24 protein-coding genes and 1 pseudogene are annotated in these 26,550 nt (G+C 72.3%); 14 read left to right on the top strand and 11 right to left on the bottom strand.

What is annotated here, in order from left to right; translation table 11 throughout:
* Positions 1 to 957 precede the first annotated feature (957 nt).
* Positions 958 to 1,425: pseudogene (locus tag DEJ48_RS40460) on the top strand (ATP-binding cassette domain-containing protein); the annotation flags it as partial.
* Positions 1,426 to 1,755: 330 nt separating this feature from the next.
* Here the strand turns inward: DEJ48_RS40460 and DEJ48_RS27505 are convergent.
* Both DEJ48_RS27505 and DEJ48_RS27510 read right to left on the bottom strand, forming a co-directional pair.
* The gene (locus DEJ48_RS27505) at positions 1,756 to 2,364 is read right to left on the bottom strand and encodes a response regulator transcription factor (RefSeq protein ID WP_150221431.1); all 609 of its coding nucleotides are present in this window, start codon (positions 2,362 to 2,364) and stop codon (positions 1,756 to 1,758) included.
* 291 nt (positions 2,365 to 2,655) lie between these two features.
* Positions 2,656 to 3,276, bottom strand: a complete 621-nt coding sequence (locus DEJ48_RS27510; protein WP_150218916.1) for a TetR family transcriptional regulator — start codon at positions 3,274 to 3,276, stop codon at positions 2,656 to 2,658.
* A 214-nt stretch (positions 3,277 to 3,490) separates the two neighbouring features.
* Between DEJ48_RS27510 and DEJ48_RS27515 the strand changes: the two genes are divergently transcribed.
* The 3 genes from DEJ48_RS27515 to DEJ48_RS27525 are packed head-to-tail and all read left to right on the top strand — an operon-like array spanning position 3,491 to position 6,740.
* Entirely contained in the window at positions 3,491 to 4,903 is a 1,413-nt protein-coding gene (locus DEJ48_RS27515) for a glycosyltransferase family 4 protein (RefSeq protein ID WP_190537633.1), read from the top strand.
* Entirely contained in the window at positions 4,897 to 5,661 is a 765-nt protein-coding gene (locus DEJ48_RS27520) for a class I SAM-dependent methyltransferase (protein ID WP_150218917.1), read from the top strand. Before DEJ48_RS27515 ends, DEJ48_RS27520 begins: the two co-directional genes overlap by 7 nt.
* Positions 5,658 to 6,740, top strand: a complete 1,083-nt coding sequence (locus tag DEJ48_RS27525) for a prenyltransferase (RefSeq protein ID WP_150218918.1) — start codon at positions 5,658 to 5,660, stop codon at positions 6,738 to 6,740. Before DEJ48_RS27520 ends, DEJ48_RS27525 begins: the two co-directional genes overlap by 4 nt.
* Here the strand turns inward: DEJ48_RS27525 and DEJ48_RS27530 are convergent.
* Positions 6,734 to 7,027 carry a hypothetical protein gene (locus DEJ48_RS27530; RefSeq protein WP_150218919.1) on the bottom strand — a complete coding sequence of 98 codons (294 nt, stop codon included), beginning with the start codon at positions 7,025 to 7,027 and terminating at the stop codon, positions 6,734 to 6,736. The genes DEJ48_RS27525 and DEJ48_RS27530 overlap by 7 nt on opposite strands.
* 138 nt (positions 7,028 to 7,165) lie before the next feature.
* On the opposite strand from DEJ48_RS27530, the gene DEJ48_RS27535 reads away from it, so the two are divergent.
* Positions 7,166 to 7,717 carry a hypothetical protein gene (locus tag DEJ48_RS27535; protein ID WP_150218920.1) on the top strand — a complete coding sequence of 184 codons (552 nt, stop codon included), beginning with the start codon at positions 7,166 to 7,168 and terminating at the stop codon, positions 7,715 to 7,717.
* Positions 7,718 to 7,735: 18 nt separating this feature from the next.
* Here DEJ48_RS27535 and DEJ48_RS27540 read toward each other — a convergent pair whose 3' ends face one another.
* The 5 genes from DEJ48_RS27540 to DEJ48_RS27560 all read right to left on the bottom strand — a co-directional run bounded on the left by DEJ48_RS27540 (position 7,736) and on the right by DEJ48_RS27560 (position 13,562).
* The gene (locus tag DEJ48_RS27540) at positions 7,736 to 8,746 is read right to left on the bottom strand and encodes an LLM class F420-dependent oxidoreductase (protein WP_150218921.1); all 1,011 of its coding nucleotides are present in this window, start codon (positions 8,744 to 8,746) and stop codon (positions 7,736 to 7,738) included.
* A 114-nt stretch (positions 8,747 to 8,860) separates the two neighbouring features.
* Complete coding sequence (locus DEJ48_RS27545; RefSeq protein WP_150218922.1) at positions 8,861 to 9,727, bottom strand: hypothetical protein; 867 nt, start codon at positions 9,725 to 9,727, stop codon at positions 8,861 to 8,863.
* A 194-nt stretch (positions 9,728 to 9,921) separates the two neighbouring features.
* Positions 9,922 to 10,956: an N-acetylmuramoyl-L-alanine amidase gene (locus DEJ48_RS27550; protein WP_150218923.1), complete on the bottom strand. Its 1,035-nt coding sequence runs from the start codon at positions 10,954 to 10,956 to the stop codon at positions 9,922 to 9,924.
* Positions 10,957 to 11,054: 98 nt separating this feature from the next.
* Complete coding sequence (locus DEJ48_RS27555) at positions 11,055 to 11,729, bottom strand: class I SAM-dependent methyltransferase (protein WP_150218924.1); 675 nt, start codon at positions 11,727 to 11,729, stop codon at positions 11,055 to 11,057.
* A gap of 99 nt (positions 11,730 to 11,828) precedes the next feature.
* A complete protein-coding gene (locus tag DEJ48_RS27560) occupies positions 11,829 to 13,562 on the bottom strand; it encodes an MFS transporter (protein WP_150218925.1) in 1,734 nt (577 codons plus the stop codon).
* Between the two features lie 262 nt (positions 13,563 to 13,824).
* On the opposite strand from DEJ48_RS27560, the gene DEJ48_RS27565 reads away from it, so the two are divergent.
* The 5 genes from DEJ48_RS27565 to DEJ48_RS27585 all read left to right on the top strand — a co-directional run bounded on the left by DEJ48_RS27565 (position 13,825) and on the right by DEJ48_RS27585 (position 20,263).
* Positions 13,825 to 16,032 carry an acyl-CoA dehydrogenase gene (locus DEJ48_RS27565; protein WP_150218926.1) on the top strand — a complete coding sequence of 736 codons (2,208 nt, stop codon included), beginning with the start codon at positions 13,825 to 13,827 and terminating at the stop codon, positions 16,030 to 16,032.
* Between the two features lie 37 nt (positions 16,033 to 16,069).
* Positions 16,070 to 17,260 carry a lipid-transfer protein gene (locus tag DEJ48_RS27570; protein ID WP_150218927.1) on the top strand — a complete coding sequence of 397 codons (1,191 nt, stop codon included), beginning with the start codon at positions 16,070 to 16,072 and terminating at the stop codon, positions 17,258 to 17,260.
* A 97-nt stretch (positions 17,261 to 17,357) separates the two neighbouring features.
* Positions 17,358 to 18,845 (top strand): MFS transporter, encoded by a 1,488-nt coding sequence (locus DEJ48_RS27575; protein ID WP_411757491.1) that lies wholly within the window; start codon positions 17,358 to 17,360, stop codon positions 18,843 to 18,845.
* Positions 18,846 to 18,893: 48 nt separating this feature from the next.
* A complete protein-coding gene (locus tag DEJ48_RS27580) occupies positions 18,894 to 19,451 on the top strand; it encodes a SigE family RNA polymerase sigma factor (RefSeq protein ID WP_150218929.1) in 558 nt (185 codons plus the stop codon).
* Complete coding sequence (locus DEJ48_RS27585; protein ID WP_150218930.1) at positions 19,451 to 20,263, top strand: hypothetical protein; 813 nt, start codon at positions 19,451 to 19,453, stop codon at positions 20,261 to 20,263. Before DEJ48_RS27580 ends, DEJ48_RS27585 begins: the two co-directional genes overlap by 1 nt.
* Before the next feature lie 33 nt (positions 20,264 to 20,296).
* On the opposite strand, the gene DEJ48_RS27590 is transcribed toward DEJ48_RS27585, so the two are convergent.
* The gene (locus DEJ48_RS27590) at positions 20,297 to 20,938 is read right to left on the bottom strand and encodes a response regulator transcription factor (protein ID WP_190537634.1); all 642 of its coding nucleotides are present in this window, start codon (positions 20,936 to 20,938) and stop codon (positions 20,297 to 20,299) included.
* 595 nt (positions 20,939 to 21,533) lie between these two features.
* Here DEJ48_RS27590 and DEJ48_RS39845 point away from each other — a divergent pair.
* On the top strand, positions 21,534 to 21,680 hold the full coding sequence (locus DEJ48_RS39845) for a hypothetical protein (protein WP_190537636.1): 147 nt from the start codon (positions 21,534 to 21,536) through the stop codon (positions 21,678 to 21,680).
* Here DEJ48_RS39845 and DEJ48_RS27595 read toward each other — a convergent pair.
* Complete coding sequence (locus DEJ48_RS27595) at positions 21,670 to 22,872, bottom strand: sensor histidine kinase (protein ID WP_150218931.1); 1,203 nt, start codon at positions 22,870 to 22,872, stop codon at positions 21,670 to 21,672. The two genes, DEJ48_RS39845 and DEJ48_RS27595, sit on opposite strands and share 11 nt — an antisense overlap.
* Before the next feature lie 405 nt (positions 22,873 to 23,277).
* On the opposite strand from DEJ48_RS27595, the gene DEJ48_RS27600 reads away from it, so the two are divergent.
* The 3 genes from DEJ48_RS27600 to DEJ48_RS27610 all read left to right on the top strand — a co-directional run bounded on the left by DEJ48_RS27600 (position 23,278) and on the right by DEJ48_RS27610 (position 26,225).
* Entirely contained in the window at positions 23,278 to 24,132 is an 855-nt protein-coding gene (locus tag DEJ48_RS27600; protein ID WP_150218932.1) for a MaoC/PaaZ C-terminal domain-containing protein, read from the top strand.
* A 61-nt stretch (positions 24,133 to 24,193) separates the two neighbouring features.
* Entirely contained in the window at positions 24,194 to 25,270 is a 1,077-nt protein-coding gene (locus DEJ48_RS27605; protein WP_150218933.1) for a Zn-dependent alcohol dehydrogenase, read from the top strand.
* 13 nt (positions 25,271 to 25,283) lie between these two features.
* A complete protein-coding gene (locus tag DEJ48_RS27610) occupies positions 25,284 to 26,225 on the top strand; it encodes a 3-oxoacyl-ACP reductase (protein ID WP_150218934.1) in 942 nt (313 codons plus the stop codon).
* Positions 26,226 to 26,339: 114 nt separating this feature from the next.
* Here DEJ48_RS27610 and DEJ48_RS39850 read toward each other — a convergent pair whose 3' ends face one another.
* On the bottom strand, positions 26,340 to 26,513 hold the full coding sequence (locus DEJ48_RS39850; RefSeq protein WP_190537638.1) for a hypothetical protein: 174 nt from the start codon (positions 26,511 to 26,513) through the stop codon (positions 26,340 to 26,342).
* Between the last annotated feature and the right edge of the window lie 37 nt (positions 26,514 to 26,550).

A 26,550-nucleotide genomic window follows, 5' to 3' on the forward strand; every position in this document is an offset into this window, starting at 1 on the left:
TGGTCCGTCCTGGAGACCGGGCAGACGTTCCTCACCGGTTACGCCCTCGCGCACGCCCTGGACGACGGATTCCTCGACGGGCGCGAAGCGGTCGGTCTCGGCTGGCTGGGCGCGGCCGCGCTCGGCGTGCTGGTCGCCGCGTACGGCACGGGGCAGGTGTACCGCGCGGTCGCCGACCTCGTGGAACCGCTGCGGGACTCCCTGGTGCGGCAGGTCGTCGGGCGCGGGCTCCGGGAGGTGGACGGCGGCGCCGTGTCGCGGCTCACCCAGCAGGTGGAGATCGCCAGGGACACCTTCGCGGGCCTGGTGATGGTCTCCCGCTCCTTCGTCTTCACGGCCGCCGGCGCGCTGGTCGGACTGTTCTCGCTGGACCCGCTCCTGCTCCTGGTGGTCGCGCCGCCGCTGCTCGCCGGGATCGGCCTGTTCGTGGCCACGCTGCGCCCGCTGGCCCGCAGGCAGGAGGAGTTCCTGGTCGCGGACGAGGAGCTGGCGGGGCAACTGGGCGTCGTGGCACCGGGGTTGCGCGACGTGGCCGCGGCGGGCGCGGAGCGGGACGTGGCCCAGAGCCTGGACCGGGGCGTCGCCACGGAGTACGCGGCGGCCGGCGCCCTCGCCCGCTGGGGCATCCTGCGCACGGCGGCCCTGGCGGTCGGCGGCCAGCTCCCGCTGGTGCTGCTCCTGGCCGCGGGCCCCTGGCTCCTGGACAACGGGGTGACGCCGGGCGCGCTGGTGGGCGCCCTCGCGTACGTCACACAGGCCCTGCTGCCCGCCCTCCACAACCTGGTGCACGGCCTGGGCGCGAGCGGCTCCCGCCTGGCGATCGTCCTGCGGCGCCTGATCTGGGACGCGCCCGAGGAGCCCGCCGCGCCGCCCGCGGACGGGACGCGCGAGCACGAGACCCCCGTGGACGGGACGCGCCAGCACGTACCCCCCGAGGACGGGTCCCGCGAGCGCCGGATGCCCGCCTCGGCCTCGGCCTTCGCCGCCTCCGACCCGCCCGCCCTCCGCCTCACCGCCCTCACCTTCGCCTACGGGCCCCACGCGGAACCCGTCCTCAAGGATCTTGAGCTCACCGTCGCCCGGGGCGAGCACCTCGCCGTCGTCGGGCCCAGCGGCATCGGCAAGTCCACCATGGCCGGAATCGTCGCGGGGCTGCTCGAACCGGACGCGGGGGACGTACGCGTCGACGGGCGTTCCGTGCGCGGAACGGGGGCCGTGGGACGGCGCGTCCTCATCCCGCAGGAGGCGTACGTCTTCACCGGGACGCTGCGCGACAACCTGCGCTACCTCCGGGAGGGCCCCGTCCCGGAGCCGGAGATGCTCGCCGCCGCCGAGGCCATCGGTCTGGCCCCGCTCGTCGAGCGGCTCGGCGGCCCGGACGCCGCGCTGGTACCGGCCGAACTGTCGGCGGGGGAGCGTCAGCTGATCGCGCTGACCCGCGCCTACCTGTCGTGCGCTCCGCTCGCGATCCTCGACGAGGCGACCTGTCATCTCGACCCGGTCGCGGAGTCCCGCGCCGAGCGCGCGTTCGCTGCGCGCCCGGGCGGCACCCTGGTGGTCATCGCCCACCGCATCAGCTCGGCCCGCCGTGCCGACCGCGTCCTGGTGATGGACGGGACGCATGCCCTGTGCGGTCGGCACGACGAGCTGATGGAACGTTCCCCTCTCTACCGGGACCTCAATGGAGCGGGCGAGTGGGGTCCGGTCCCCGAGTCGCTCCCCGAGAAGTCGGCCCCCGAGAAGGAATCCGTCGCGTCACACCCACCCCTCTCCCTGCGATATCCGGATCGCGTCGATCCTGTTCCGCGCCCCGGTCTTCCGGGTTATCGCGGCCATGTAGTTGCGCACCGTTCCGTTGGACAGGTGGAGGCTGTTGGCGATCTCGGCGACCGACGCGCCCCCGGCGGCGAGTGAGAGCACGCTCAACTCGCGCCGGGTGAGCGGCATCTGCGCCGCCTTGAGGAAGCCGAAGCCCAGTGACTCGTCGACGAACCGCTGGCCCGCCGCCACCTGTCTGATCCCCGCGAGCAGCCGTTCCGGCGGGCTCGCCTTGTTCACATAGCCGAGTGCGTCCGCCTCCGCCGCCCGCCGCAGCTGGCCGGGGCGGTTGGCGGTGGCGAGCACGAGGACCCGGCACCCTCTTCCCAACGCGGACGGCCCGGTGAGTTCGCCGAGCGGAGCCATGGCGTAGGTGGCCTCGTCGTCGAGGTCCACCACGCATAAGTCCGGTCGTACGTTCCGTTGCCGCCCGCGCGCGTGGGACCACGGCGAGTGGAACACCTCCAGATCCGGCTCGCGGGCTAGTTGCTCCGCCAAAGCCATTCGCAACAGACAGGCGTCGTGCACGAGTAGAACCCGGATCACGCTCTGCCCCTCCAGCTCCCCGCGCCGGTTGCTCCGTTCAAGCACGCTGACATTCATAGCGGTGAGTACCCCGGTCGTGACGCGGAGAACTGGCCAAGGGGAAGGGCGGGGGCGCATTTGCCATACGATTGTGCGCCCCCCGTGCGTCGATCAGGTGACGGACGGCTTATGGGCACGGCGGCGCCGACAGGCTATGTGAGGAACCCCGCTGTCAGGCTATGGGCAAGGCTCTGCCGACAGGTTATGGGCAAGGCTTCGCTGTCCGCCATGGGTACGAGTGTGAAAGTCCGGTTACGCGCCGGTCTCCGCCGTCAGATCGATGAGACGGCACACCGTCTCGATGTCGATCTTCACCTGGGCGATGGAGGCGCGGCCCGACAGCCAGGTGATCAGAGCCGAGTGCCAGGTGTGCTCGATGACCCGCACCGCGGACAGCTGCTGCGGGGTCGGCGTCTCCTCCAGGCCCATCGCGTCCAGGATGATCGCCGTCGTCAGCCGCGACACTGTGTCGACCTCGGGGCTCACGGACCGGTCGGCGAAGGTCAGCGCCCGTACCATCGCGTCCGCCAGATGCGGCTCGCGCTGCAGCGCGCGGAAGGCCCGCATCAGCGTCTCCGCGACCCGCTCGGCGGGCGTCTCGCCGGCAGGCGGACGCTTCCGGATCGTCGTGTGCATGTGCTGCAGCTGGTCCTGCATCGTGGCGACCAGCAGATGGACCTTGGAGGGGAAGTAGCGGTAGAGCGTGCCGAGCGCCACGCCCGCGGCCTCGGCGACCTCCCGCATCTGCACGGCGTCGAAGCCGCCCCGGCTGGCCAGTTGCGCGCTGGCGTGCAGGATGCGGCGGCGGCGCGCCTCCTGGCGCTCGGTGAGGGCAGGCGCCGCAGGGTTCGCCGCCTTGGCTTCCGCTGTCATGTCGATGCCCCTCCGCTACGCCTCGCGAGATCGCACAGCATGGCAGGGAGCCCGTCGTGGCGCGAATCACCTGATCCGGGCCTTACACCTCGCCTACCTGCCGGTAGATTCAAAGCTCGTTCAGCGATCATTCAGCGATCCAGTCTGAAACTTGTTCTAGATTACCGTCCCGGCGTAACCTCGCGGAGAACTGCAGGGAGAAGGGGGCCCGAGAGTGACCGCTGAGGCCATGGAGGCACGCCCCCGAAAGGGCTCCGGCGTCGACGGCGAGCGCCCGTTGCGCATCGCCCTCCTCACGTACAAGGGGAACCCGTTCTGCGGGGGCCAAGGTGTCTACGTACGTCACCTCTCCCGCGAACTCGCCCGGCTCGGCCACAGCGTCGAAGTGATCGGCGCGCAGCCCTACCCCGTCCTGGACGAGGGCGAGGACCTCACCGGCCTCAAGCTCACCGAGCTCCCCAGCCTGGACCTCTACCGCTCGCCGGACCCTTTCCGCACGCCCAAACGCGACGAGTACCGCGACTGGGTCGACGCCCTCGAAGTGGCGACGATGTGGACCGGCGGCTTCCCCGAGCCCGCCACGTTCAGCCTGCGCGCCCGGCGGCACCTGCGCGCCCGGCGCGGCGAGTTCGACGTCGTGCACGACAACCAGACGCTCGGGTACGGCCTCCTCGGCGACCTCGGCGCGCCCCTGGTCACCACGATCCACCACCCCATCACCGTCGACCGGCAGCTGGAGCTGGACGCCGCGCCCGACTGGAAGCGCCGCGCCTCCGTCCGCCGGTGGTACGCGTTCACGCGCATGCAGAAGCGTGTCGCGCGCCGCCTCCCCTCGGTCCTCACCGTCTCCGGCACGTCCCGGCAGGAGATCGTCGACCACCTCGGCGTCCGCCAGGACCGCATCGAGGTCGTCCACATCGGCGCCGACACCGGCCTCTTCTCACCGGACCCCGCCGTCCCCGAAGTGCCCGGCAGGATCGTCACCACCTCCAGCGCCGACGTGCCCCTCAAGGGCCTGATCCACCTCGTCGAGGCGCTCGCCAAGGTCCGCGCCGACCACCCCGGCGCCCATCTCGTCGTCGTCGGCAAGCGCGCCGAGGACGGCCCCGTCGCCAAGGCCATCGAGCGCCACGGCCTCGAAGGCGCCGTCGAGTTCGTCAAGGGCATCACCGACGCCGAGCTCGTCGACCTCGTCCGCTCGGCGCAGGTCGCCTGCGTCCCCTCGCTGTACGAGGGGTTCTCGCTCCCCGCGGCGGAGGCGATGGCCACCGGCACCCCGCTCCTCGCCACCACCGGCGGCGCGATCCCGGAGGTCGCGGGCCCCGACGGGGAGACCTGCCTCGCCGTGCCGCCGGGCGACGCGGGCGCGCTGGCGCACGGCCTGAACCGGCTGCTCGGCGACGCCGACCTGCGGGCCAGGCTCGGCGCCGCGGGCCGCGAACGCGTCCTCGCCAAGTTCACCTGGGCCCGCGCCGCCCAGGGCACGGCGGAGCTGTACCGCGCGGCGATCGAACGCTCCGCGGGACGTGGCGCCGCCCGGGCGGTCGCCCGCGGCCACGCCCTTCCCGCGGCCGAGGCCGCCCCCGAAGTTGCAGGACCTCACCACGAAAGCAGGGCCACGTGCTGACCGTCGACTTCACCCGCTTCCCGCTCGCCGCAGGCGACCGCGTCCTCGACCTCGGCTGCGGCGCGGGCCGGCACGCCTTCGAGTGCTACCGGCGCGGCGCGCAGGTCGTGGCCCTCGACCAGAACGCCGAGGAGATCCGCGAGGTCGCCAAGTGGTTCGCCGCGATGAAGGAGGCCGGTGAGGCGCCCGCGGGGGCGACGGCGACCGCGATGGAGGGCGACGCGCTCAACCTGCCCTTCCCCGACGCGTCGTTCGACGTCGTCATCATCTCCGAGGTCATGGAGCACATCCCCGACGACAAGGGCGTGCTCGCCGAGATGGTGCGGGTCCTCAAGCCGGGCGGCCGCATAGCGGTGACGGTCCCGCGCTACGGCCCGGAGAAGGTCTGCTGGGCCCTCTCCGACGCCTACCACGAGGTCGAGGGCGGTCACATCCGCATCTACAAGGCCGACGAACTCCTCGAAAGGATGCGGGAGTCGGGCCTCAAGCCCTACGGCACGCACCACGCGCACGCGCTGCACGCGCCGTACTGGTGGCTGAAGTGCGCGTTCGGCGTCGACAACGACAAGGCGCTGCCCGTGCGGGCGTACCACAAGCTGCTCGTCTGGGACATCATGAAGAAGCCCCTCGCGACGCGCGTCGCCGAGCAGCTGCTCAACCCCGTCGTCGGCAAGAGCTTCGTGGCGTACGCGACCAAACCGCACCTCCCGAAGGCCACCGCCGAAGCCGACGTCGACGCCGCGGCGGCCGCCAAGTGACGAGCCCGGAGCGGACCGAACACCTCGTCCTGCCCGGCGTCCTGACGGCCGATCAGGCCATGACGACGGTACGCGGCATCCTCGCCGCGCAGCGCGAGCACGGCGCCATCCCGTGGTTCCGCGGCCACCACCTCGACCCGTGGGACCACACCGAGGCCGCGATGGCGCTGGACGCGGCGGGCGAGCACGCGGCCGCCGAGCGCGCCTACGACTGGCTGGCACGCCACCAGAACCCGGACGGCTCCTGGTACGCGGCGTACGCCGACGGGGACCCGCACGACGTCACCGACCGCGGCCGCGAGACCAACTTCTGCGCCTACCTCGCCGTCGGCGTCTGGCACCACTACCTCTCCACCGGCGACGAGGCGTTCCTCGACCGCATGTGGCCCGCCGTGGTCGCCGCCGTCGAGTTCGTGCTCGCACTCCAGCAGCCCGGCGGGCAGATCGGCTGGAAGCGGGAGCCGGACGGCACACCGGTGACCGACGCGCTCCTCACCGGCTCGTCCTCGATCCACCAGGCGCTGCGCTGTGCCCTCGCCATCGCCGAGCAGCGCGAAGAGCCGCAGCCCGACTGGGAGTTGGCAGCGGGCGCCCTCGCGCACGCGATCCGCCACCACCCCGAGCGGTTCCTCGACAAGGACCGCTACTCGATGGACTGGTACTACCCGGTCCTGGGCGGCGCGGTGACCGGCGTGGCCGCCAAGTCCCGCATAGAGGAGGGCTGGGACCGCTTCGTCGTCCCCGGCCTCGGGGTGCGCTGCGTCGTGCCCAACCCGTGGGTCACCGGCGGCGAGAGCGCCGAACTCGCCCTCGCCCTCTGGGTGATAGGCGAGTCCGACCGCGCCCTGGAGGTCCTCCAGTCCATCCAGCACCTGCGCGACCCGGAGTCGGGCCTGTACTGGACGGGCTACGTCTTCGACGACGAGACGGTCTGGCCCGAGGAACTCACCACCTGGACGGCGGGTTCGCTCCTCCTGGCCGTGGCGGCACTGGGCGGCGACGAGGCGACCTGCGCGGTCTTCTCGGGCGACCACCTGCCGCTCGGCCTGGACCCGGAGTGCTGCGAACCGCCTCAGTAGCGGCGCAGACGGCCTGCCAGCGCGTGGCCCACCAGGAGGTAGACCACCGCGGCGAGGCCGTAGCCCGCCACGACGCGCGCCCAGTCCTCGTCGAACGTGAAGAGATCGTGGGACCAGCCGGCCAGCCAGCGGGCCACGTCGTGGATGAACTGGACGAGGTCGTTGGCGCGGTTCGCGTCCAGCAGGTACATCAGGATCCACAGGCCGAGGATCGCGGCCATGACGTCGGCGACGATGACGATGACTCGCGCCGCAGTGCTGCTGTGGGAGTTCCGCGTGGGAGACATAGGGCCCGGATACCTGGGAACGCCCCGTTGAAACCCGGACGGGCGCATCCCGGTGGCGGGACACCGCCCCCGGGGTGAGGCTGCGGAGAGGTCCGCGTTCTCCCACGGGCCGCTCAGCTCCCGTCTGGAGGCCCCGTCGTGCCCAGCTCCGTACCCGTCCGCCGCGCCGCGGTCTCCCTCACGCTCTGCGGCACCCTGCTGGCCGGTGCGACGGCCTGCGGCGGCAGCGGCGAGGACACCGCCGCCGCGTCGGCGCCGTCCCCCAGCAGCAGCGTCGAGAAGCAGAAGTTCGCCAAGACCCGCTTCGTCGCCAACGCGGGTCTGGCCGCCGGGGCGACGTACCAGTGGATCGTGAAGCCGTACCGGGCCGGCAAGTTCAAGAAGGGCGCGGGCGGCCGCAAGTTCGCCCTGATCAAGGCGGGCCTCGCGGGCGCCTTCACGTACAACAGGCTGAAGGCCGCGACGAAGAACGCGAAGGGCGACCCCACGCTCTCCAAGGCCGTCGCCCCGCTGACGTCCGGCATCGACGCCCTGAAGGACCTGCCGTCCAAGCTCCGCAAGGGCGAGGGCACGGACTCGGTCGTGAACTCCTTCGACGACATCATCAAGGACGTCAAGGGCGCGGGCAGCAGCGCGGGCGCGGAGGTCAAGGACAAGGTGCCGTCGGCGGGCGAGCTGACCAAGGGATGAGCAAGGGCGCTTCCCTGGCTACGAGTTGAGCTCCGCCAGGACCCGCAGCGTGTGCGGGTCCGGCGCGAGCGCCAGCAGATCCGTCACCGGACCCCTGCGCCACAGCTCAAGCCGCTCGGCGATCCGTGCACGCGGCCCGACCAGCGAGATCTCGTCGGCGAAGGCGTCCGGCACCGCGAGCACCGCCTCCTCCCTGCGGCCCGCGAGGAACAGTTCCTGGATGTGCCAGGCCTCGTCCGCGTACCCCATGCGCGCCATCAGGTCCGCGTGGAAGTTGCGGGCCGCGTGCCCCATCCCGCCGATGTAGAAGCCGAGCATGGCCTTGACGGGGAGCAGCCCCTCGGCGACGTCGTCGCACACCTTGACCCGTGCCATGGGGGCGATGAGGAATCCCTCGGGGACGTCGGCGAGCGACGCCTCGTACACGTCGGTCCGCAGCGGCGACCAGTACAGCGGCAGCCAGCCGTCCGCGATCCGTGTCGTCTGCGCGATGTTCTTGGGCCCCTCGGCGCCGAGCAGGACCGGCAGGTCCGCGCGGAGGGGGTGGGTGATCGGCTTGAGGGGCTTGCCGAGCCCGGTGCCGTCCTCGCCGCCGTACGGGTGGGAGTGGAAGCGGCCCGCGACCTCCACGGGGCCCTCGCGGCGCAGGACTTGCCGGATCACCTCGACGTACTCGCGTGTCGCGGTCAGCGGCGACTTGGGGAACGGCCGCCCGTACCACCCCTCCACCACCTGCGGCCCCGACAGCCCCATCCCCAGCATCATGCGGCCGCCGGAGAGGTGGTCGAGGGTGAGCGCGTGCATGGCGGTGGTGACGGGGGAGCGCGCCGCCATCTGCGCGACGGCCGTGCCGAGCCGGATCCGTGAGGTCTGCGCGGCGATCCAGGTCAGCGGCGTGAACGCGTCCGAGCCCCAGGCCTCGGCGGTCCACACGGAGTCGTACCCGAGCCGCTCGGCCTCCTGCGCCAGGGCGACGTGTCCGGGGTCGGGGCCGCGCCCCCAGTATCCGAGTGCGAGCCCGAGCCGCATAGGCCTGCCTCCCTGGTGAGCTGACGGGGCGTCAGATTGGTTCCGTAGGGGAGGGACTGTACGACAACGGCCCCCAGCCCGGAAGGGCGAGGGGCCGTGCGAGGCCTACCGGGATCAGCCGCGCTGGATCCCCGTGGTGTCCTGGAGGACGCCACGACGGCCGTCCTGCGTCTGGGCCACCAGGCCGGGGCCGCGCTGCTCGACGGCCAGGTACCAGGTGCCCGGCGCCAGCTCGGCGATCGGCGTGGGCGAGCCGTCCTCCGCGTACAGCGGACGCGGCACCGGCACGGCGAACCAGAACGGCGAGAAGTCACCGGCGGGCTGCGCCTGCGCGGGCGGCGGGGTCTGCCCGGCCTGCGGCTGCGGCTGGCCACCGAAGGACTGGCCCTGCGGCTGGCCCGGCTGACCGCCGTACGGGGCGCCCGGCTGCGGCTGACCCGCACCGGCGCCCGGGTAGCCGTAGCCACCCTGCGGCTGACCGCCGTAGGGCTGCGGGGCCATCGGCTTCGGGCCGCCCATGAGCGGGGCCTTCAGCGCAGGAACGATCAGCCCGGCGACCGCACCGGCGGCGAGCACCAGGGCGGCGATCAGGCCGAGGATGAGGCCGACACCGGCGTCCGGGGAGTCTCCGCGGGCACCGAGCGAGCTGTCGAAGAAGAAGCCGTAGGACTGGTCGGTGTCGAAGATCGCACCGAGCGAGCTCCACGCGGCGGCGATGGCGAAGGCCACACCGAGCTGGCCGAGGTCGAGGCCCGCGACCTTGCGCTGCTGCGGCAGCGCGCGGCCGACGACGATGAGGGCCGCACCGATGATGCCGAGCAGGTACACGCTCAGCAGCAGGTTGCCGTTCTCCCAGGCGTTCGGGATTTTGTCATCGGGGGCGCCGTCGATGTCGAGGGTGCCGAGGAACGAGGCGATGAAGAGCAACACCGCTGCTCCGATCACCACGCCGTCGCCTCGAGTGAGGGAGCGGAAATTCACTTCAGGGTCCTTCGTCAGTCGTCTCGTCAGTGGAGGCGTCGCTGTCGCCGTAGTCGCGGTCGTGTCGCGGTGCGCGAAGCGCGGGGGTGGCCCCTCATCGTAGGGAGGACAATATCGTCCGGACGTGCGGGGTGTCTGCTCGGGATAAAGACGTCCACGCTTCATGGCGAAGACGTTCACCTCCGCTTCCGCCCCTACTTGCGCAGGAACCCCGCGATTCCCTCCGAAATCCCCTGCGCCGCCTTCTGGCGCCACGCAGGGCTCGTCAGCAGGGCCTCGTCCTTCGCGTCCCGCATGTTCCCGCACTCGATGAACACCTTGGGAACGGTGGAGAGGTTGAGGCCCCCGAGGTCCGTGCGGGTGTCGAGGCCGGTGCCGCCGCCGATGTAGTTCGAGGGGGCGCTGCCCGTCACGCTCACGAACTTGCCGGCGATGCGTTCGCCCAGCTCCTTCGAGGGCGCGACGATCGCCGAGGTGTCGGCCGAACCGGACCGCACCTTCCCCGGCATGATCACGTGATAGCCGCGGTTGCCGGCGCCCGAGCCGTCGGCGTGGATGGAGACCACCGCGTCGGCGTGTGCCTTGTTGCCGATCCGGGCGCGCTCGTCGACGCACGGACCCCACGGGCGGTCGTCGTCCTGTGTGAACTTGACCGTGGCGCCCTGTTTCTGGAGCAGCGTCCGCAGCTTGCGCGAGACGTCCAGGGTGAACTTCGCCTCGGTGTAGCCGTGGTTGGTCGACGTGCCCGTCGTGTCGCACTCCTTGCGGTTCGTCCCGATGTCGACCTGTCGGTTGATGTCCGACGGGTGGCGGAAGTTGCCGGGGTTGTGGCCGGGGTCGATCACGACGACCTTGCCCTTGAGGGGACCGTTGGCGGCGGGACGGCCACCGGACGGCTTCGTGGCCGAATCGTTGTCGTCGCCGTCCCCGCCCTTGCCGTCCTTGTCGTTCTTGTCCTTTTCCCCGTTCTTCCCGTCCTTGTCGGAGGGGCTGGCTCCGGACACGGGCGACGAGGAGGAGCCGGACGGCGCGTCCGGGTCGGCGGACGCGCTCGACGAGGCCGGCAGCGATCTCGCGGGCTCGTTCCCGTCGGGCCCGCTGGTCGCCTGGTAGACGAGATACCCCGCCAGACAGGTCGGCACCAGCGCGGCGACGGCCACCGTCAGCGGTCGGCGGACGCTGCGCCGGGGCGGCTGGGAGGGATCGAATTCCGGACCTACGTACGACACGAGGGCGAGCCTATCCGCGAGGCCGGGCCCCTCGCTCCTGTTGGGGCCAGATACCCGGCGACCCGGCCGGGGTCGGATGCCCGTCGCTCACGCCGAGGTCAGATCCCCGCCGCCGTGCGCCGCAGCACGCGCAGCGAGTCCGTCACCGCGATCTCATCGAACGCACCGGACTCCAGGGCCCTGAGGTAGACGCGGTACGGCGCCTGCCCGGTCATGATGTCGACCGGGTCGGGGAACACGTCGTGGATGACGAGCAGCCCGCCCTCGGCGACGTGCGGCGCCCAGCCCTCGTAGTCCGCCGTGGCGTGCTCGTCCGTGTGGCCGCCGTCGATGAAGACCAGGCCGAGCGCGCCGCCCCACGCCCTCGCCACCTGCGGCGAGCGCCCGACGACCGCGATCACGTGGTCCTCCAGGCCCGCCTTGTGGAGGGTGCGGCGGAAGGTCGGCAGCGTGTCCATCCGGCCGACCTCGGGGTCCACCGTCTCCGGGTCGTGGTACTCCCAGCCGGGCTGCTGCTCCTCGCTGCCGCGGTGGTGGTCGACGGTGATCGCGCTCACCCCGGCCCGCCGGGCCGCGGCGGCGAGCAGGATGGTGGAGCGGCCGCAGTACGTGCCGACCTCCAGGAGCGGCAGGCCGAGCGCGGCGGCCTCCGTCGCGGCCGCGTACAGCGCGAGCCCCTCGCCGCGCGGCATGAAGCCCTTGGCGGCCTCGAAGGCGGCGAGGACCTCCGGCTCGGGCGCGGGCATCGGCGCGGGCTCGGCGACGGCGGCCATGGGGTTCCTCCAGGTCAGGTCGTGCGCAGCTATGGCCGCCCATGATGCACGGCACCCCCGCCACGGGCGTGACGGGGGTACGTGTTCGGGAAGTGCGTCTCAGGCCGGTACGTCGCTGCTGCCCGGCAGCGACAGGTCCAGCTCGACCGGGCGGTCCTGGCCGGGGTGGGCCGCCGCCGAAGCCAGTGGGCCGTGGCCCGTGGCCCGCACCGCCAGGACGTACGAGCCGTCGCCGGGCACGGCCAGCTCGTACCGTCCGCCGTCATCCGTGAGGGCGGCGCCCGCCTGGCGCCCGCTGCGGTCGATCAGCGTCACCTTCGCGCGGGGGACGGGCGTCCCGTCCGCGCCCCGCACCTGCCCGTGGAACCCGGCGAGGACCTGGACGGCGCGCTCCAGGTTCGCGTCCTCCTCGCTGCTGGCCCGCAGCTGCGTGGTGGCGGGACGCCGCGCGGAGGGCAGCATCAGCGCGAAGAGCAGACCGATGGCGACCGCGCCGCCCGCGATCAGGAACGACACTCGGAAACCGTGCATGGTGGGCACCGCGACGCCCCCGACATGGTCGGCGGTGTTGGCGAGGACCATGCCGATCACGGCGCTCGACACCGACGTGCCGATCGAGCGCATCAGGGTGTTGAGGCCGTTGGCCGCGCCGGTCTCGGACGGGTCGACCGAGCCGATGATGAGCGCGGGCAGCGAGGAGTAGGCGAGGCCGATGCCCGCGCCGAGGAGCACCGAGATGACGATGGTCTGCCAGGCGGCGCTCATCAGGCCGAGCCCGGCGCCGTAGCCGATCGCGATGATCAGCATGCCGAGGATCAGGGTCACCTTCGGGCCGTACTTCGCCGACAGGCGGGCGTAGACGGGCGCGGTGAACATCATCGTCAGGCCGAGCGGCATCACGCACAGACCCGCGACCACCATGGACTGACCGAGGCCGTAGCCGGTCGCCGTCGGCAGCTGGAGCAGCTGGGGCAGGACGAGCGAGACGGCGTAGAAGGCGACGCCGACCATGATCGAGGCGAGGTTGGTGAAGAGCACCGAGCGGCGTGCGGTGGTGCGCAGGTCGACCAGCGGGGCCTTGACGCGCAGCTCCATCACGCCCCACAGGACGAGGACGACCGCCGAGGCGCCGAAGAGGCCGAGCGTGGTCGGGTCGCTCCAGCCCCAGTCGCTGCCCTTGGTGATGGGCAGCAGGAACAGGACGAGTCCGGCGGAGAGGCCGAGCGCGCCGAGCACGTCGAAGGTGCCCTCGGCGCGGACCGGGCTCTCGGGCACGAAGACGAGGGTCAGCAGGATGGAGGCGACGCCGAGGCCCGCGGAGCCGAAGAAGAGGGCGTGCCAGTCGGCGTGCTGGGCGATCAGCGCGGCGACGGGCAGGGCGAGGCCGCCGCCGACGCCGATGGAGGAGCTCATCAGGGCCATCGCCGAGCCGAGCTTCTCGCGGGGCAGCTCGTCGCGCATCAGGCCGATGCCGAGCGGGATGGCGCCCATGGCGAAGCCCTGGAGCGCGCGGCCCACGATCATCACGACGAGATCGTCGGTGAAGCCGCAGACCAGCGAGCCCACGACCATCACGGCGAGGCTGCTGAGCAACATCTTCCGCTTGCCGTACAGGTCGCCGAGGCGCCCCATGATCGGCGTGGAGACGGCGCCGGCGAGGAGGGTCGCCGTCATGACCCAGGTGGCGTTGGACGGCGAGGTGTTCAGCAGCTCGGGCAGGTCCTTGATGACCGGCACGAGGAGGGTCTGCATCACCGCGACGACGATGCCGGAGAAGGCGAGCACGGGGACGACCCCGCGTATGCCGCGTGAGTGGTTCGTCGACATCGACATCGACATTGCTTGGGGCCTCCGGGGCGGAAGGTCGGGCTCGGCAGGAGCGGGGGCGTATCGGCAGGAGCAGGAACGTGTGTGTAAGCCGAACCTGTTTCCCCGGGCGACTATTCCGACGGATGTCGTACGAGGGGAATTCTTGACCTTCTGTTAACCGAGTCATCGCCGGAGCGCCGGGGCCGGGCGGCATCTGACCTTCCGTCAGATTGGAACGTGTTCTAGTCTGTCGCCGTCCCGGCAGCTGCTACCGGCGAGGATGTCCATGGGGATCGGAATCACGCGGGAACAAAGGGAGTTGGCGTCGGCGGTGCGCGGCTGGATCGCGCGTGCCGTGCCGCCCGAGGAGACGCGCAAGCTCCTGGACGGACCGCCCGGCGGCGGCCGCCCCGCCCACTGGGACGGACTCGCCGGGCAGGGGCTGCTCGGCGTCCACCTGCCCGAGGAGTACGGGGGCGGGGGCGGCGACCTCCTCGACCTGGCCGTGGTCCTCGAAGAGGCGGCACGGGCCGCACTGCCCGGGCCGTTCGCGGCGAGCTCTCTCGCCTCGCTGGTGCTGCGCCGGGCGGGAGCGCACGACCTCGCCGCCGAGCTGGCGCGGGGCGCCCGGATCGGTGCCGTCGCCCTGGACGCGGGCACGCTGACCGCCGTCGCCGTCCCCGACGGGTACGTCCTCGACGGGGTGGCGCCGCCCGTCCTCTCCGGCGGGGAGGCGGATCTGCTGATCCTGTCGGCGGCGGGGGAGCCGGAAGCGGGGGCACCGGCGCCGGGGCCCCTCTGGCTGGCTGTCGACGCCGCCGCGCTGACCGTACGTACCCACGACAGCGCCGACCCGACCCGCCCCACCGCCGAAGTGGGCGCACGGGGCGTCCACGTCCCCGCCGACCGGGTGCTCGCCGTGGACTCCGCGGCCGTCCGCGATCTGGCCGCCGCCGTACTCGCCGCCGACGCGTGCGGCACCGCCGCGTGGGCGCTGCACACCGCCGCCGGACACGCCAAGGTGCGCGAGCAGTTCGGGCGGCCCATCGGACAGTTCCAGGGCGTCAAGCACCTCTGCGCGGACATGCTGGTCCGCGTCGAGCAGGCGCGGGCCCTGGCGTGGGACGCGGCCCGCGCGGCGGACGGGCCCGACGTACCCGCCGACGTGCGCGGTCTGGTCACGGCGCTGGCCGCGGGCACCGCCCTGGACGCCGCGTACTCCTGCGCCAAGGACTGTGTGCAGATCCTCGGCGGCATCGGCTTCACCTGGGAGCACGACGCCCACCTGTACCTGCGCCGGGCGGTGGTCGCGCGGCAGCTGCTCGGCGCCGGTGACGCGCACCGGCTGCGGGCCGTGCGGCTCGCGGAGGGCGGCGCGCGGCGCGAGCTGCGCCTGGAGCTGCCGGATGAGGCGGAGACGTACGACCACCGGGCCCGGGCCCGCGAGGCGATCGCCGCGGCCCGCGGGCTCGACCCGGCCGCGGCCCGCAAGGCCCTCGCCCCCACCGGTTACGCGGCCCCGCACCTCCCCGCCCCGCACGGCCTCGGCGCGGGCCCCGTCCAACAACTGGTCATCCAGGAGGAGTTGAAGGCGGCCGGAGTCAGGATCGGCGATCTGGGGATCGCGACCTGGGTGATCCCCTCCCTCATCGCGTACGGCACCGAGAAGCAGCGGGACCGCTTCCTCGCCCCCACCCTGCGCGGCGAGCTGCTCTGGTGCCAGCTCTTCAGCGAGCCGGAGGCGGGCTCCGACCTCGCGTCCCTGCGCACACGGGCCGAGCGCGTCGACGGCGGGTGGCGCGTCAACGGGCAGAAGGTGTGGACGAGCGCGGCCCAGTGGGCGGACCACGGGATCCTCCTCGCCCGCACGAACCCGTCGGCGCCCAAGCACAAGGGCCTGACGTACTTCCTCGTCGACATGAAGGCCGCGAGCGGCATCGACATCCGCCCCCTCAAGGAGATCACCGGGGACGCCCTCTTCAACGAGGTGTACTTCGACGACGTCTTCCTGCCGGACGAAGCGGTCGTCGGCGAGATCGACGACGGCTGGCGGGTCGCCCGCGACACCCTCGGCAACGAACGGGTCCACATGGCGGACCAGCTGACGTTCGACACGGGCCTCGAAGCGCTCATCGCGCGCGCCGGTGAACTCGACGGCGCCCACCGCGCCCGCATCGGAGCGCTCGCCGCCGAGGCCCACGCCCTCGCCTGCATCGGGCTGCGCACGACCATCCGGCAGGTCGCGGGCGGGGGCGAGGAGCCGGGCCCCGGCGCGGATTCCTCCGTACGCAAACTCGTCCAGACCCCGCACCAGCAGAAGGTCGCCGAGCTCGCCCTCGAACTCCTCGGCACGGCGGGCGCGGTCCGCGAGGGCCCGGGGGAGCGGGCGCTGCACGGCTTCCTGATGTCTCGCTGCCTGACGATCGCGGGCGGCACCACCCAGGTCCAGCTCAATGTCGTCGCCGAGCGCATCCTCGGCCTGCCCCGTGACTGACCTCCGCCCGCCCCCTGACCGAAGGAGTACGAGCGTCATGAAGAGCTACATCGTCGGCGTCGGGATGACGAAGTTCGAGAAGCCCGAGACGCGCGACTGGCAGTACTGGGACATGGTGAAGGAGGCGGGCACCCAGGCCCTGGAGGACGCCGGAATCACCTACGACCAGGTCGAGCAGGTCCCCGTCGGCCACTGCTTCCAGGCATCGACGGCCGGCCAGCGCGCCGCCTACGAACTCGGCCTGACGGGCGTCCCCGTCTACAACGTCAACAACAACTGCGCGACCGGCGCGACCGCCCTGATGCTGGCGCGCCAGTTCGTCGAGGGCGGCCTGAACGACTGCGTGCTCGCGCTCGGCTTCGAGAAGATGACGCGGGGAGCACTGGGCGGGGGAAGCGACGGGGGCGACTTCAAGACGTCACCGGTCGCCCGGCACTACGGCATCATGGCCGCCCGCCACGGCTTCGAGATGACCCCGCCCACCGCGCAGATCTTCGGCAACGCGGCCCGCGAGCACATGGAGAAGTACGGCACGACCGAGGCGCAGCTCGCCGCGGTCGGCGCCAAGAACCACCGGCACTCCACGAACAACCCGTACGCGCAGTTCCAGGACGCGTACACCGTCGACGAGGTTCTCGCCGCCAAGACCATCCACCGCCCGCTCACCAAGCTCCAGTGCTCCCCGACGTCGGACGGCTCGGCGGCCGCCGTCGTCGTCTCCGAACGGTTCGTGGAACGCCACGGCCTCGCGGGGCGCGCGGTGGAGATCGCCGCCCAGGCCATGACCACCGACACCGGCGAGTCCTTCGACTCCGGGTCCTGCGTCGACGCCGTCGGGCAGCCGATGTCGCGGGCGGCGGCACGCCAGGCGTACGAGGCGTCCGGGCTCGGCATCGAGGACGTGGACGTCGTCGAGCTGCACGACTGCTTCTCCGTCAACGAACTCCTGACGTACGAGGCGCTGGGCATGTGCGCGCCCGGCGAGTCCGGAAAGCTGGTCGAGAGCGGCGCGACGACGTACGGCGGGCGGTGGGTGGTGAACCCCTCCGGCGGCCTCATCTCCAAGGGCCATCCGCTCGGCGCGACGGGCATCGCGCAGGTCGCGGAGTTGACCTGGCAGCTGCGCGGCGAGGCGGCGGCCCGGCAGGTCGAGGGGGCGCGGGTGGGACTCGCACACAACATCGGGCTCGGCGGGGCGGCGGTGGTGACGGTGCTGCGGCGGCCGTAGGGGCCTGGTCTTCGGGTGGGGAGGGTGGTCCTAGGTCCGACGGCCCAGGTCCTGTCGAGCGAATTTCCGATGCGTCGCTCGAGTTTCGCTTGAGAGGATGGCTGTCATGGTCCAGACGCCCTCCACCACTTACTCAGCCCCGTCCTCCCCGTCCTCCTCCGGTTCGCCGTCCCCTGGAGCCGCCCCGCGGAAGCGGTCCGTCCCGGTGTGGGCCGTCCTGCTCACCGCGTGCGCGGGACAGTTCCTCGTCGTCCTGGACGTGTCCGTGGTGAACACGGCGCTGCCGTCGATGCGGTCCGACCTCGGCATGAGCGCGGTCGGCCTGCAGTGGGTCGTCAACGCGTACTCCATAGCCTTCGCCGGATTCATGCTGCTCGGCGGGCGCGCCGGGGACCTCTTCGGGCGGAAGAGGATGTTCCTCGTCGGATTGGGCCTGTTCACCGCCGCCTCGCTGGGCGGCGGCCTCGCGCAGGCCGAGTGGCAGCTCCTCGTGGCGCGCGCCGTACAGGGCCTCGGCGCGGCGGTGCTCGCCCCCTCGACCCTGACGATCCTCACGTCGGCGGTGCCCGAGGGCCCGGCGCGGGCGCGGGCCATCGGCGTCTGGTCGGCGGTCGGCGCGGGCGGCGGCGCGGCGGGCGGCCTGGTCGGCGGCGTCCTGACGGACCTGCTCTCCTGGCGCTGGGTGCTCCTGATCAACGTGCCGGTCGGCGCCCTGGTGATCGTCGCGGGCCTGGCCTGGCTCTCCGAGAGCAAGGCCGACCGGACCCGGCGCCTCGACGTGCCGGGCGCGGTGCTCGTGACGGCCGGTCTCGCCACCCTCGCGTACGGCATCGTGCAGACCGAGGAGAAGGGCTGGACGGCGGCCGCCACCCTGGTCCCCCTGGCGGCGGGCCTCGCCCTGCTCGCGGCGTTCCTCGTGGTGGAGGCGCGCACGAAGGCGCCGCTGATGCCGCTGAAGCTGTTCAAGGTGCGGACGGTGTCGGCCGCGAACGCCGCGATGTTCGTGTGCGGCGGCGGCATGTTCGCCATGTGGATGTTCATGACGCTCTACACCCAGAACGTCCTCGGCTACTCCCCGCTCAAGGCGGGCCTCGCCCTCATGCCGTCCTCGCTCACCGTCGTCCTCGGCTCGATGCTCGCGCCGCGCCTCATGCCGGTGCTCGGACCGAAGACCGTCTCCGTGCTGGGCATCGTCGTGGCGTCCGTGGGCTTCGGATGGCAGTCGACGATGACGGTCGACGGCGCGTACGTCACCGCGATCCTGCTGCCGGGCCTCGTGATGATGTTCGGCGCGGGCCTCGCGACGACCCCGCTCGCCTCGCTCGCCACGTCGGGCGCCGAGCCGGGCGACGCGGGACTCGTCTCCGGCCTGGTCAACACCTCGCGCACCATGGGCGGCGCGCTCGGCCTCGCCGTGCTCTCCACGGTGGCGGCCGCGCGGATGAACGGCTCCACGTCGCCGCAGGCGCTCACCGACGGCTACGCGATGGCGTTCCGGACCAGCGCGTTCATCCTGCTGGCGGGCGTGGCGGTGCTGCTGGTGTGGATGCCGGGACGCCGGGTCCGGGGCCAGGCCACCGACTGAGGCAACGGTTTGCGGCCCTCATGGACTCCACTGTGCAAGGAGGCATTCATGGGGGAGCAGAAGCAGACGGTGGGCGGGTTCGACGGCGCGTCCGACAACGACTTCCAGGGCTTCATCACCAGCCGCTGGCCGCATCTGATGCGCACGGCGTTTCTCCTCACGGGGCAGCAGCATGCCGCGGAGGACCTGGTGCAGTCGTCCCTGGAGCGGACGTACGTGTCGTGGCGAAGGGTGAGCACGGCGGACGACCCGGATGCGTACGTGCGCCGGATCATGATCAACCTGCACGCGCGCAAGCACCGCCCCAAGCTCAAGGAGTTCCTGTCGCCGCAGGACTCGGGCCCGGTGCTCGACAGACCCGAGCACGGTGACCGCATGGCGCAGGCGGACGACCGGGCGGCGCTGCTGCACGCCCTCGCCCAACTGCCCGCCCGCCAGCGAGAAGCGGTCGTCCTGCGGTACTGGGAGGACTTGAGCGAGACGCAGACCGCCGAGGCCATGGGCTGCTCGGTCGGTGCGGTCAAGAGCAACGCCGCCAAAGGGATCGCCAAGCTGCGCGCCATACCCGCACTGACCGAGAAGGTCGGAAGCCGAGGGGAGAAGTAATGACCAGGGACCAGGACCCGGCGCGCCTCGACGCGGACGTGGACGCGCACAGTGACATCGCCCACCGCCTCGCGGACGTGGCGGACGTGGTCGAGATCGGTGCGGCCCCGTACCAGGCGGTGTTGCGCGGCGGCCGCCGCAGGAAGACGCGCCGCTGGGCCCTCGGCGCACTCGCGGCCGCCACGATCGTCGCCTCGACGGGTTCGCTGGCGCTGGCCGTGGTGGACGGCAGGGACCGCGCCCAGGTGGCGTCGGACCAGGGCACCGCCCGGGCCCGGCACGTCTACACCCCTCGGGCCACCCCCCTGACCGAGGTGCGCGGCGGCTCCGGAACGCCGGTGGCGCGGGTGGAGTTGCAGGTGTGGGACGCGCCGCGGGACGACGCGGAGGCGCGCGGCCAGAAGAGGGCGATGACGCAGGCGGGCGTCTGGGACGAGCGGACGACGGACCCCGCCCCGAACTTCGACCAGCCCTGGTACGCGATCGTCGTGAGAACCGCCGGCAAGGGCGACAAGGTGGAGTCCTTCGGACTCCAGGACAAGGAACCGGGCGGGGACGACGGCCTGAGCTTCGCGTCGGTGGAGTTCGAGGTGCAGGGCAGGACCGTCACGGTCGGGCACGTGGGCCCCGGGACGAAGCGCGTGGAGTACGAGTACGAGCACGGCACGTCCGAGCCGGAACTCCACCGGGCGGCGGGCTCCGCCTACCTGTGGTTCACCCGGCAGGAGGGCGAGCCGGGCCCGTCCGGCACGTTGGTGTCCATCCGGCTCCACGGTGAGGACAAGGTGGTGACGACGGTGCAGGAGGACTGACGACCCGCCACGCCGTGGCCGCGCGCGCCTGCCTCACAGCCACCCTTGCTGCCGGGCCTCCCGCACCGCCTCCATCCGGTTGCGCGTCCCCGTCTTGCCGATCGCCGCCGACAGATAGTTCCGTACGGTCGACTCCGACAGATGGAGCGTGCCCGCGATGTCGGCGACCGTGGCCCCGTCCACGGAGGCCTTGAGGACGTCCGCCTCCCGGCCGGTCAGCGGGCTCGGCCCGGCGCTGAGCGCGGCCGCGGCGAGCGCCGGATCGATCACCGTCTCGCCGCGCAACGCCCGCCGGACCGCCTCCGCGAGCTCCTCCACGGGCCCGTCCTTGACCAGGAACCCGACCGCGCCCGCCTCCATGGCACGCCGCAGATACCCGGGCCTGCCGAAGGTGGTGAGGATCAGGACCCGGCAGTCGGGGCACTCCTCGCGGAGGTCGGCGGCGGCATCCAGACCGCTGCGACCCGGCAGTTCGATGTCGAGCAGGGCGACGTCCGGCCGGGCGTCGAGCGCCGCGTCGACGATCTCGTCGCCCCTGCCGACCTGGGCGACGACCTCGATGTCCTCCTCCAGCCCGAGCAGCAGCGCGAGCGCGCCCCGCATCATGCCCTGGTCCTCGGCGAGGAGCACTCTCACGGACTTCGCCGGGCGGTGGTCCCGGGGCATCTCGTTCATGGGGGTCAGGCTACGGCTCCGCGCAGCCCCACCGTGTCCGGCGCGGTGGGGCTCGGTTGGTGTCCCGTCCGGTGAGCGGCGTCGTGCACGGCGACGGCGACGACTCCGCCCCGCCCCCGGTCACGATCTTCCTCCAGCGCTACCACCTGCACACCTCCCCCCTGCCTGGCGCGGGGAAACAGGGGAGGTCAGCGCGGTGGCTGTGCAGAGCGTCAAAGTTGCCCGCCTGGTTTTGTACACATGCGGCTCATGACGGAGCCCCCCTCGTGGGCGATAGCCTCGAAGGGTGTTCAGCGCGATACGCCGCGAGGGAGCTGGGAACCCTCCGGCCTGCGCCGACCACAGCTCCGCGCGCACATCACTTCCGAACCCGTTCGCATGAACTCGCCAAGTACGGTCCCGAGTTGCTGGTCGAGCGCGGGAATGGGCCGTAACCCCCCGGGTCGTTGCTCCTCGCGGCATAACGTCGTGCCGGGGCCGGAGGTGCTGTCGGTGTTCCGTCCGTTCACCCGCACCGGCGTCACGCGACGGCGCGCGACAGGAGTCACGGCACAGGCGGCGCCACCGGGGCGGCGCACCGAGAGAGGACGCCACGATGAGCACGGAACCCATGACACCGCCGCCCGCCATCGAACTCCGCTGCGGTGGGCTGCACGTGACCGTCCAGCGGGTACCCGTGTGGCTGGTCTCGCTGCTCACCACGGTGAGCGGCGCCGGGGCCGCCTGGTGGATCAACCGTTGAGCGTGGCGCCGGCGCCGGCGGCATCCGGCGCCGGGACGTTCTCGGCCGTCGGCAGGACCGCCGTGACCCGGAAGCCGGAGCGGGGGCCCGGACCCGAGGTGAGGGAGCCGCCGGCCGCGGCGAGGCGTTCGGCCAGGCCCTTGAGGCCGCTGCCGGGCGCGCCCTCGCCCTCGCCGCGACCGTCGTCCGTGACGACGAGGCGGCTCTCGTCGGCGGTGCCCGTGACCTCGATCTCGCAGTGGGCGGCGCCGGAGTGGCGTACGACGTTGGTCGCGGACTCGCGGACCACCCAGCCGAGGAGCGCCGCGGTCTGCGGGGCGAGGGGCGGCCCCGACTGGCGGACGACCGTGCCGATCCCGGCGGCTTCGAGGAGGTCACGGGCGTGGTCGAGCTCCGTGGCGAGGCTGCCTTCGCGGTAGCCGGTGACGGCCTCGCGGATCTCGGTCAGCGCCTGCCGTCCGACGGACTCGATGTCGGCGACCTGGCCGAGCGCCGCGTCCAGGTCGCGCGGGGCGAGGCGGCGCGTGGCCTCCGCCTTCACCACGATCACGGAGAGCGTGTGGCCCAGCAGATCGTGCAGGTCGCGGGAGAAGCGGAGGCGTTCCTTCTCGACGGCGGTGCGGGCCAGTTCCTCACGGGTGTCGCGGAGTTCGCGCACGGCTTCCGAGAGGGAGAGGATCGCGGCGGTCACCATGGTGGAGAGGAACGTGCCGTAGGCGACGTTCAACCCGGTCCAGCCCTCCCTCAGCCCGCCGATGACGCCCGCGAGCGTGCTCAGGGCCAGGCTGATGGGCCCGAGACCGCGCCCGCGCACGATGGCCCCGACGGCCAGGCCGAGCAGCGGGAAGAAGAGGAGCCAGTTGCCGCCGTACCCGATGGCGAGGGCGACGGTCAGCAGGCCGAGGAGGACGAGCGCGACCCGGGTGGCGCGTGCCTCGCGGGTGCGCTTGTCGAAGGCGCGGAAGGCCAGGAAGACGTAGAGGGAGTTGAAGAGGAGGACGCCGAGGCCGCCGATCCAGGGGTTGGGGGTGTCGCCCTGGAGGAGGTGGGAGACGGCCCCGAGCCCCATGAGGAGCCAGGGCAGGAGCGAGAACCCGTTGGACGGCGGGCCGAGCTCCTCGATGTTCCTGTCGCCGCCGCGCCCTTCCCGCACCTCGTGCGGCCGACAGCTGACCCTGTTCTTCCGGGACATGTCCAGGTTCCTCGCCCTCTGGGTCGTTCGTCTCACCACGGTCCGGGCGGTGTGCCGGTACGGGACAACAGCGTACGAACCGAGCGCCGGCGCCCGGCAGAGGCAGCCGTACGGTCCCGGCCGGTACAAATGTCACCGCTCGCGCGACGCGGGCGGAGATCTCGCGACGCGCACCGGCATCTGACGTCGCGTCAGGAGGGTTCACAAGTGCTGGGGCCTCGGCTATACATGGGGTCGCCGGACTGGAACGCGTTCTAGAACCGGTCGGCTTCGCGGGACGGTCCACCGACCGGTTCGCGGGTCCGGCCCTCCGGCCCTGTTGCGACCTCGGTGCGGCCGACGGTGCGGACGGTCGCACCGAGGTCTTTCCCCGTCGGCCCCGTCGGCCCAAGGAGCTGCCACCCGATGCCCATCGACGCCGAGAAGGCCGTGGCCGCCGAGCCCCGGTCCGCCGAGATCACCTGGGACCACAAGGACATCCAGCTCTACCACCTGGGTCTCGGCGCCGGACTGCCCGCCACGGACCCGGCCGAACTGCGCTACACCCTGGAGTCGCGGCTGCACGTCCTGCCCAGCTTCGCCACGGTCGCGGGCGCCGGGATGGGCGTCGTCGGCGGGCTCTCCGCGCCCGGCATCGAAGTGGACCTCGCCGCTGTCCTGCACGGCGGCCAGAGCATCACGCTGCACCGCCCGATCCCGGTCGAGGGCAAGGCGGTGACCACGTCCAGGGTCGCCGCCGTGTACGACAAGGGGAAGGCCGCGATCCTCGTCCTGCGCTCCGAAGTCGCCGACGACGACGGGCCGTTGTGGACGAGCGACGCCCAGATCTTCGTGCGCGGCGAAGGCGGGTTCGGCGGCGACCGCGGCCCCTCCACCCGCCTCCCCGACCCCGAGGGCGCCCCGGACCTGGAGGTCGAGCGCCCCGTCCGCGAGGACCAGGCCCTCCTCTACCGCCTCTCCGGCGACTGGAACCCGCTGCACGCCGACCCCGAGTTCGCCGCACTCGCCGGATTCGACAGGCCGATCCTGCACGGCCTGTGCACCTACGGAATGACGCTCAAGGCAGTCGTCGACACCCAGCTCGACGGCGACGTGTCACGCGTGCGCGGCTACAGCACCCGGTTCACCGGCGTCGTCTTCCCCGGCGAGACGCTGCGGATCCGCATGTGGCGCGGCGAGGGCCGCGTGCGGGCCACGGTCACGGCGGCCGAGCGCGACGAGGCGCCGGTCCTCGCCGACACGGTCGTCGAGCACGCCTGAGTCAGTTCGGGGCCCGACCGGCTCGGGCCCGCCCGGATCTCCGTACGAGAGGAGCCGCACCATGCGCGCAGCCGTACTGCACGAGACAGGCCAGGAGAAGCTCGAAGTCCTCGACGACATCGAGACGGCGGGGTTCGGTCCCGGCAAGGTGAAGATCCGGGTCCGGGCCACCGGACTGTGCCACTCCGATCTCTCCGCGATGAACGGCGTGCTGCCCCAGCCCGCGCCCTTCGTCCCGGGACACGAGGGCGCCGGCGAGATCATCGACGTCGGCGACGGCGTGACCGGACTCTCCCAGGGCGACCGCGTCCTCCTCTGCTGGCTCCCCGCGTGCGGCGTCTGCCCCGCCTGCAAGCGCGGGCAGACCCAGCTCTGTCTCGCCGGGTTCATGAACGCGGGCACCCCCAACTTCAAGCGCCCCGGCGGGGACGTCTTCGGTTTCGCGGGCACCGGCACCTTCGCCGAGGAGGTCGTCGTCGACGCGGGATGCGCCGTGCCGATCCCCGACGACGTGCCCTTCGACATCGCGGCGCTCATCGGCTGCGGCGTGACGACGGGACTCGGCGCCGCCATCAACACGGCCGATGTGGCGGCCGGTTCGTCGGTCGCCGTCATCGGCTGCGGCGGCGTCGGCATATCGGCCATCCAGGGCGCCCGGCTCAAGGGCGCGGCGCAGATCGTCGCGGTCGACCCGGTCGCGTCGCGCAGGGAGTCGGCGCTCGAGTTCGGGGCCACGGAAGCGGTGTCGCCCGACGAGCTGGCCGACGCCAAGCAGCGGATCACCGCGGGCGAGGGCTTCGACTACGTCTTCGAGGTCGTCGGCAAGTCGGCCACGGCCCGCACGGCGTACGAGACGACGCGCCGCGGCGGCACGATGTGCGTCGTCGGCGCCGGGGCCATGGACGACCAGCTGCAGTTCAACATGTTCGAGCTCTTCTTCGACGAGAAGCGCATCCTGCCCTCCATGTACGGCGGGGGTGACGTCCTCACGTCGTACGAGCGGGCCATCGCCCTCTGGCGGGCGGGCCGCATCGACCTGGCGGGCCTGATCACGCACCGGGTGCAGCTCGCGGAGGTCAACGAGGCCCTGGACCAGATGCGGACGGGCGTGTCCCTGCGCACCTGCATAGAGATCTGACGAGAGGACTTCGATGTCACTGCCACTTGAGGGCCTGTCCGCCATCGTCACCGGCGCGGGCCGCGGGCTCGGCCGCGCCGAGGCGCTGGAACTCGCCCGGCTCGGCGCGGCCGTCGTCGTCAACGACTTCGGTCAGCCGGGCCGCGACGGCTCGGGCGAGGCGTCGGCGGCGCCCGCCGAGGAGGTCGCCGCGGAGATCAGGGCGGCGGGCGGCCAGGCCGTCGCCCACACCGGCGACGTGGCGGACCACGAACAGGCCCGCGAGCTGGTGCGGCTGGCGATCGACACGTACGGAAAGCTGGACGTCCTCGTCAACAACGCGGGCATCCTGCGGGACCGGATGATCTTCTCGATGACCGAGTCCGAGTGGGACTCGGTCATCCACGTCCACCTCAAAGGCCACTTCAACACCACCCACTTCGCGGCGGCCCACTGGCGCGAGCGCTCCAAGGCGGCGGGCGGCCCGGTGTACGGCCGGATCGTCAACACCTCCTCCGAGGCCTTCCTCGCCGGGTCCGCGGGCCAGCCGAACTACGCGGCGGCGAAGGGCGGCATCGTCGGCCTGACGACGTCGACGGCCCTGGCGCTCGCCAAGTACGGGGTGACGGCGAACGCGATCTGTCCCCGGGCGCGTACGCGGATGACGGAGGACGTCTTCGCGGGCTTCGCGGAGCCCGCGGAGGGGCGGCTCGACCCCTTGGCGCCGGAGCACGTCTCGCCGCTCGTCGGGTATCTCGCCTCTCCCGCGGCGGGGCGGGTCAACGGGCAACTGCTCGTGGTCCACGGGGGCATGGTCGCGGTCGTCGAGCGGCCGAGGGTGGCGGCGAAGTTCGACTCGGCGAAGGAGACGTTCACCTTCGACGAGCTGGACGAGGCGCTCTCCCCGTACTACGCGGACCGCCCGCCGAACGAGACGTTCGCGGCGGCGGAGGTGCTCGGCCTGAAGCGGGGATAACCCTGACTCCACCCCGGAGAGTCTCAGGGAATCAGGAAACGTCTCACCCCCGCACCGCTCGTGGCGGTGCGGGGGTGAGACGTTTCTGCAATGCGATGCGGCGGGTGGGCCGGGTCAGGACTGCTGGTCCTGCCTGCGGTGCCGCCCCCGCGGCGCCGCCTGCTCGTCGTGCTCGGACACCGGGCCACGGTGCCTGCCCGCGCCGGCGGACGCGGTCGCCGACATCGTTGGTGCGGTGTCGTGCTGTGTCTCCGTCTCCGTCTTCGTGACGGTGTCGGTCGTAGTCAAGCCATTCACCCCGTAAAGAAGATCGTTCGTACAGCCG

This window comes from Streptomyces venezuelae (genome assembly GCF_008642315.1).
GTDB lineage: Bacteria > Actinomycetota > Actinomycetes > Streptomycetales > Streptomycetaceae > Streptomyces > Streptomyces venezuelae_D.

Bases quoted from the DNA above. Each gene is read 5' to 3' on its own strand.
- DEJ48_RS27530 (WP_150218919.1), bottom strand. From the start codon at position 7,027: ATGTCTCCCACGCGGAACTCCCACAGCAGCACTGCGGCGCGAGTCATC.
- DEJ48_RS27540 (WP_150218921.1), bottom strand. From the start codon at position 8,746: ATGCGGCTCGGGCTCGCACTCGGATACTGGGGGCGCGGCCCCGACCCC.
- DEJ48_RS27560 (WP_150218925.1), bottom strand. From the start codon at position 13,562: ATGTCGATGTCGACGAACCACTCACGCGGCATACGCGGGGTCGTCCCC.
- DEJ48_RS27600 (WP_150218932.1), top strand. From the start codon at position 23,278: ATGCCCATCGACGCCGAGAAGGCCGTGGCCGCCGAGCCCCGGTCCGCC.
- DEJ48_RS27605 (WP_150218933.1), top strand. From the start codon at position 24,194: ATGCGCGCAGCCGTACTGCACGAGACAGGCCAGGAGAAGCTCGAAGTC.
- DEJ48_RS27575 (WP_411757491.1), top strand. From the start codon at position 17,358: ATGGCTGTCATGGTCCAGACGCCCTCCACCACTTACTCAGCCCCGTCC.
- DEJ48_RS27555 (WP_150218924.1), bottom strand. From the start codon at position 11,729: ATGGCCGCCGTCGCCGAGCCCGCGCCGATGCCCGCGCCCGAGCCGGAG.
- DEJ48_RS27580 (WP_150218929.1), top strand. From the start codon at position 18,894: ATGGGGGAGCAGAAGCAGACGGTGGGCGGGTTCGACGGCGCGTCCGAC.
- DEJ48_RS27610 (WP_150218934.1), top strand. From the start codon at position 25,284: ATGTCACTGCCACTTGAGGGCCTGTCCGCCATCGTCACCGGCGCGGGC.
- DEJ48_RS27570 (WP_150218927.1), top strand. From the start codon at position 16,070: ATGAAGAGCTACATCGTCGGCGTCGGGATGACGAAGTTCGAGAAGCCC.
- DEJ48_RS27590 (WP_190537634.1), bottom strand. From the start codon at position 20,938: ATGAACGAGATGCCCCGGGACCACCGCCCGGCGAAGTCCGTGAGAGTG.
- DEJ48_RS27510 (WP_150218916.1), bottom strand. From the start codon at position 3,276: ATGACAGCGGAAGCCAAGGCGGCGAACCCTGCGGCGCCTGCCCTCACC.
- DEJ48_RS27585 (WP_150218930.1), top strand. From the start codon at position 19,451: ATGACCAGGGACCAGGACCCGGCGCGCCTCGACGCGGACGTGGACGCG.
- DEJ48_RS27565 (WP_150218926.1), top strand. From the start codon at position 13,825: ATGGGGATCGGAATCACGCGGGAACAAAGGGAGTTGGCGTCGGCGGTG.
- DEJ48_RS39845 (WP_190537636.1), top strand. From the start codon at position 21,534: ATGAGCACGGAACCCATGACACCGCCGCCCGCCATCGAACTCCGCTGC.
- DEJ48_RS27595 (WP_150218931.1), bottom strand. From the start codon at position 22,872: ATGTCCCGGAAGAACAGGGTCAGCTGTCGGCCGCACGAGGTGCGGGAA.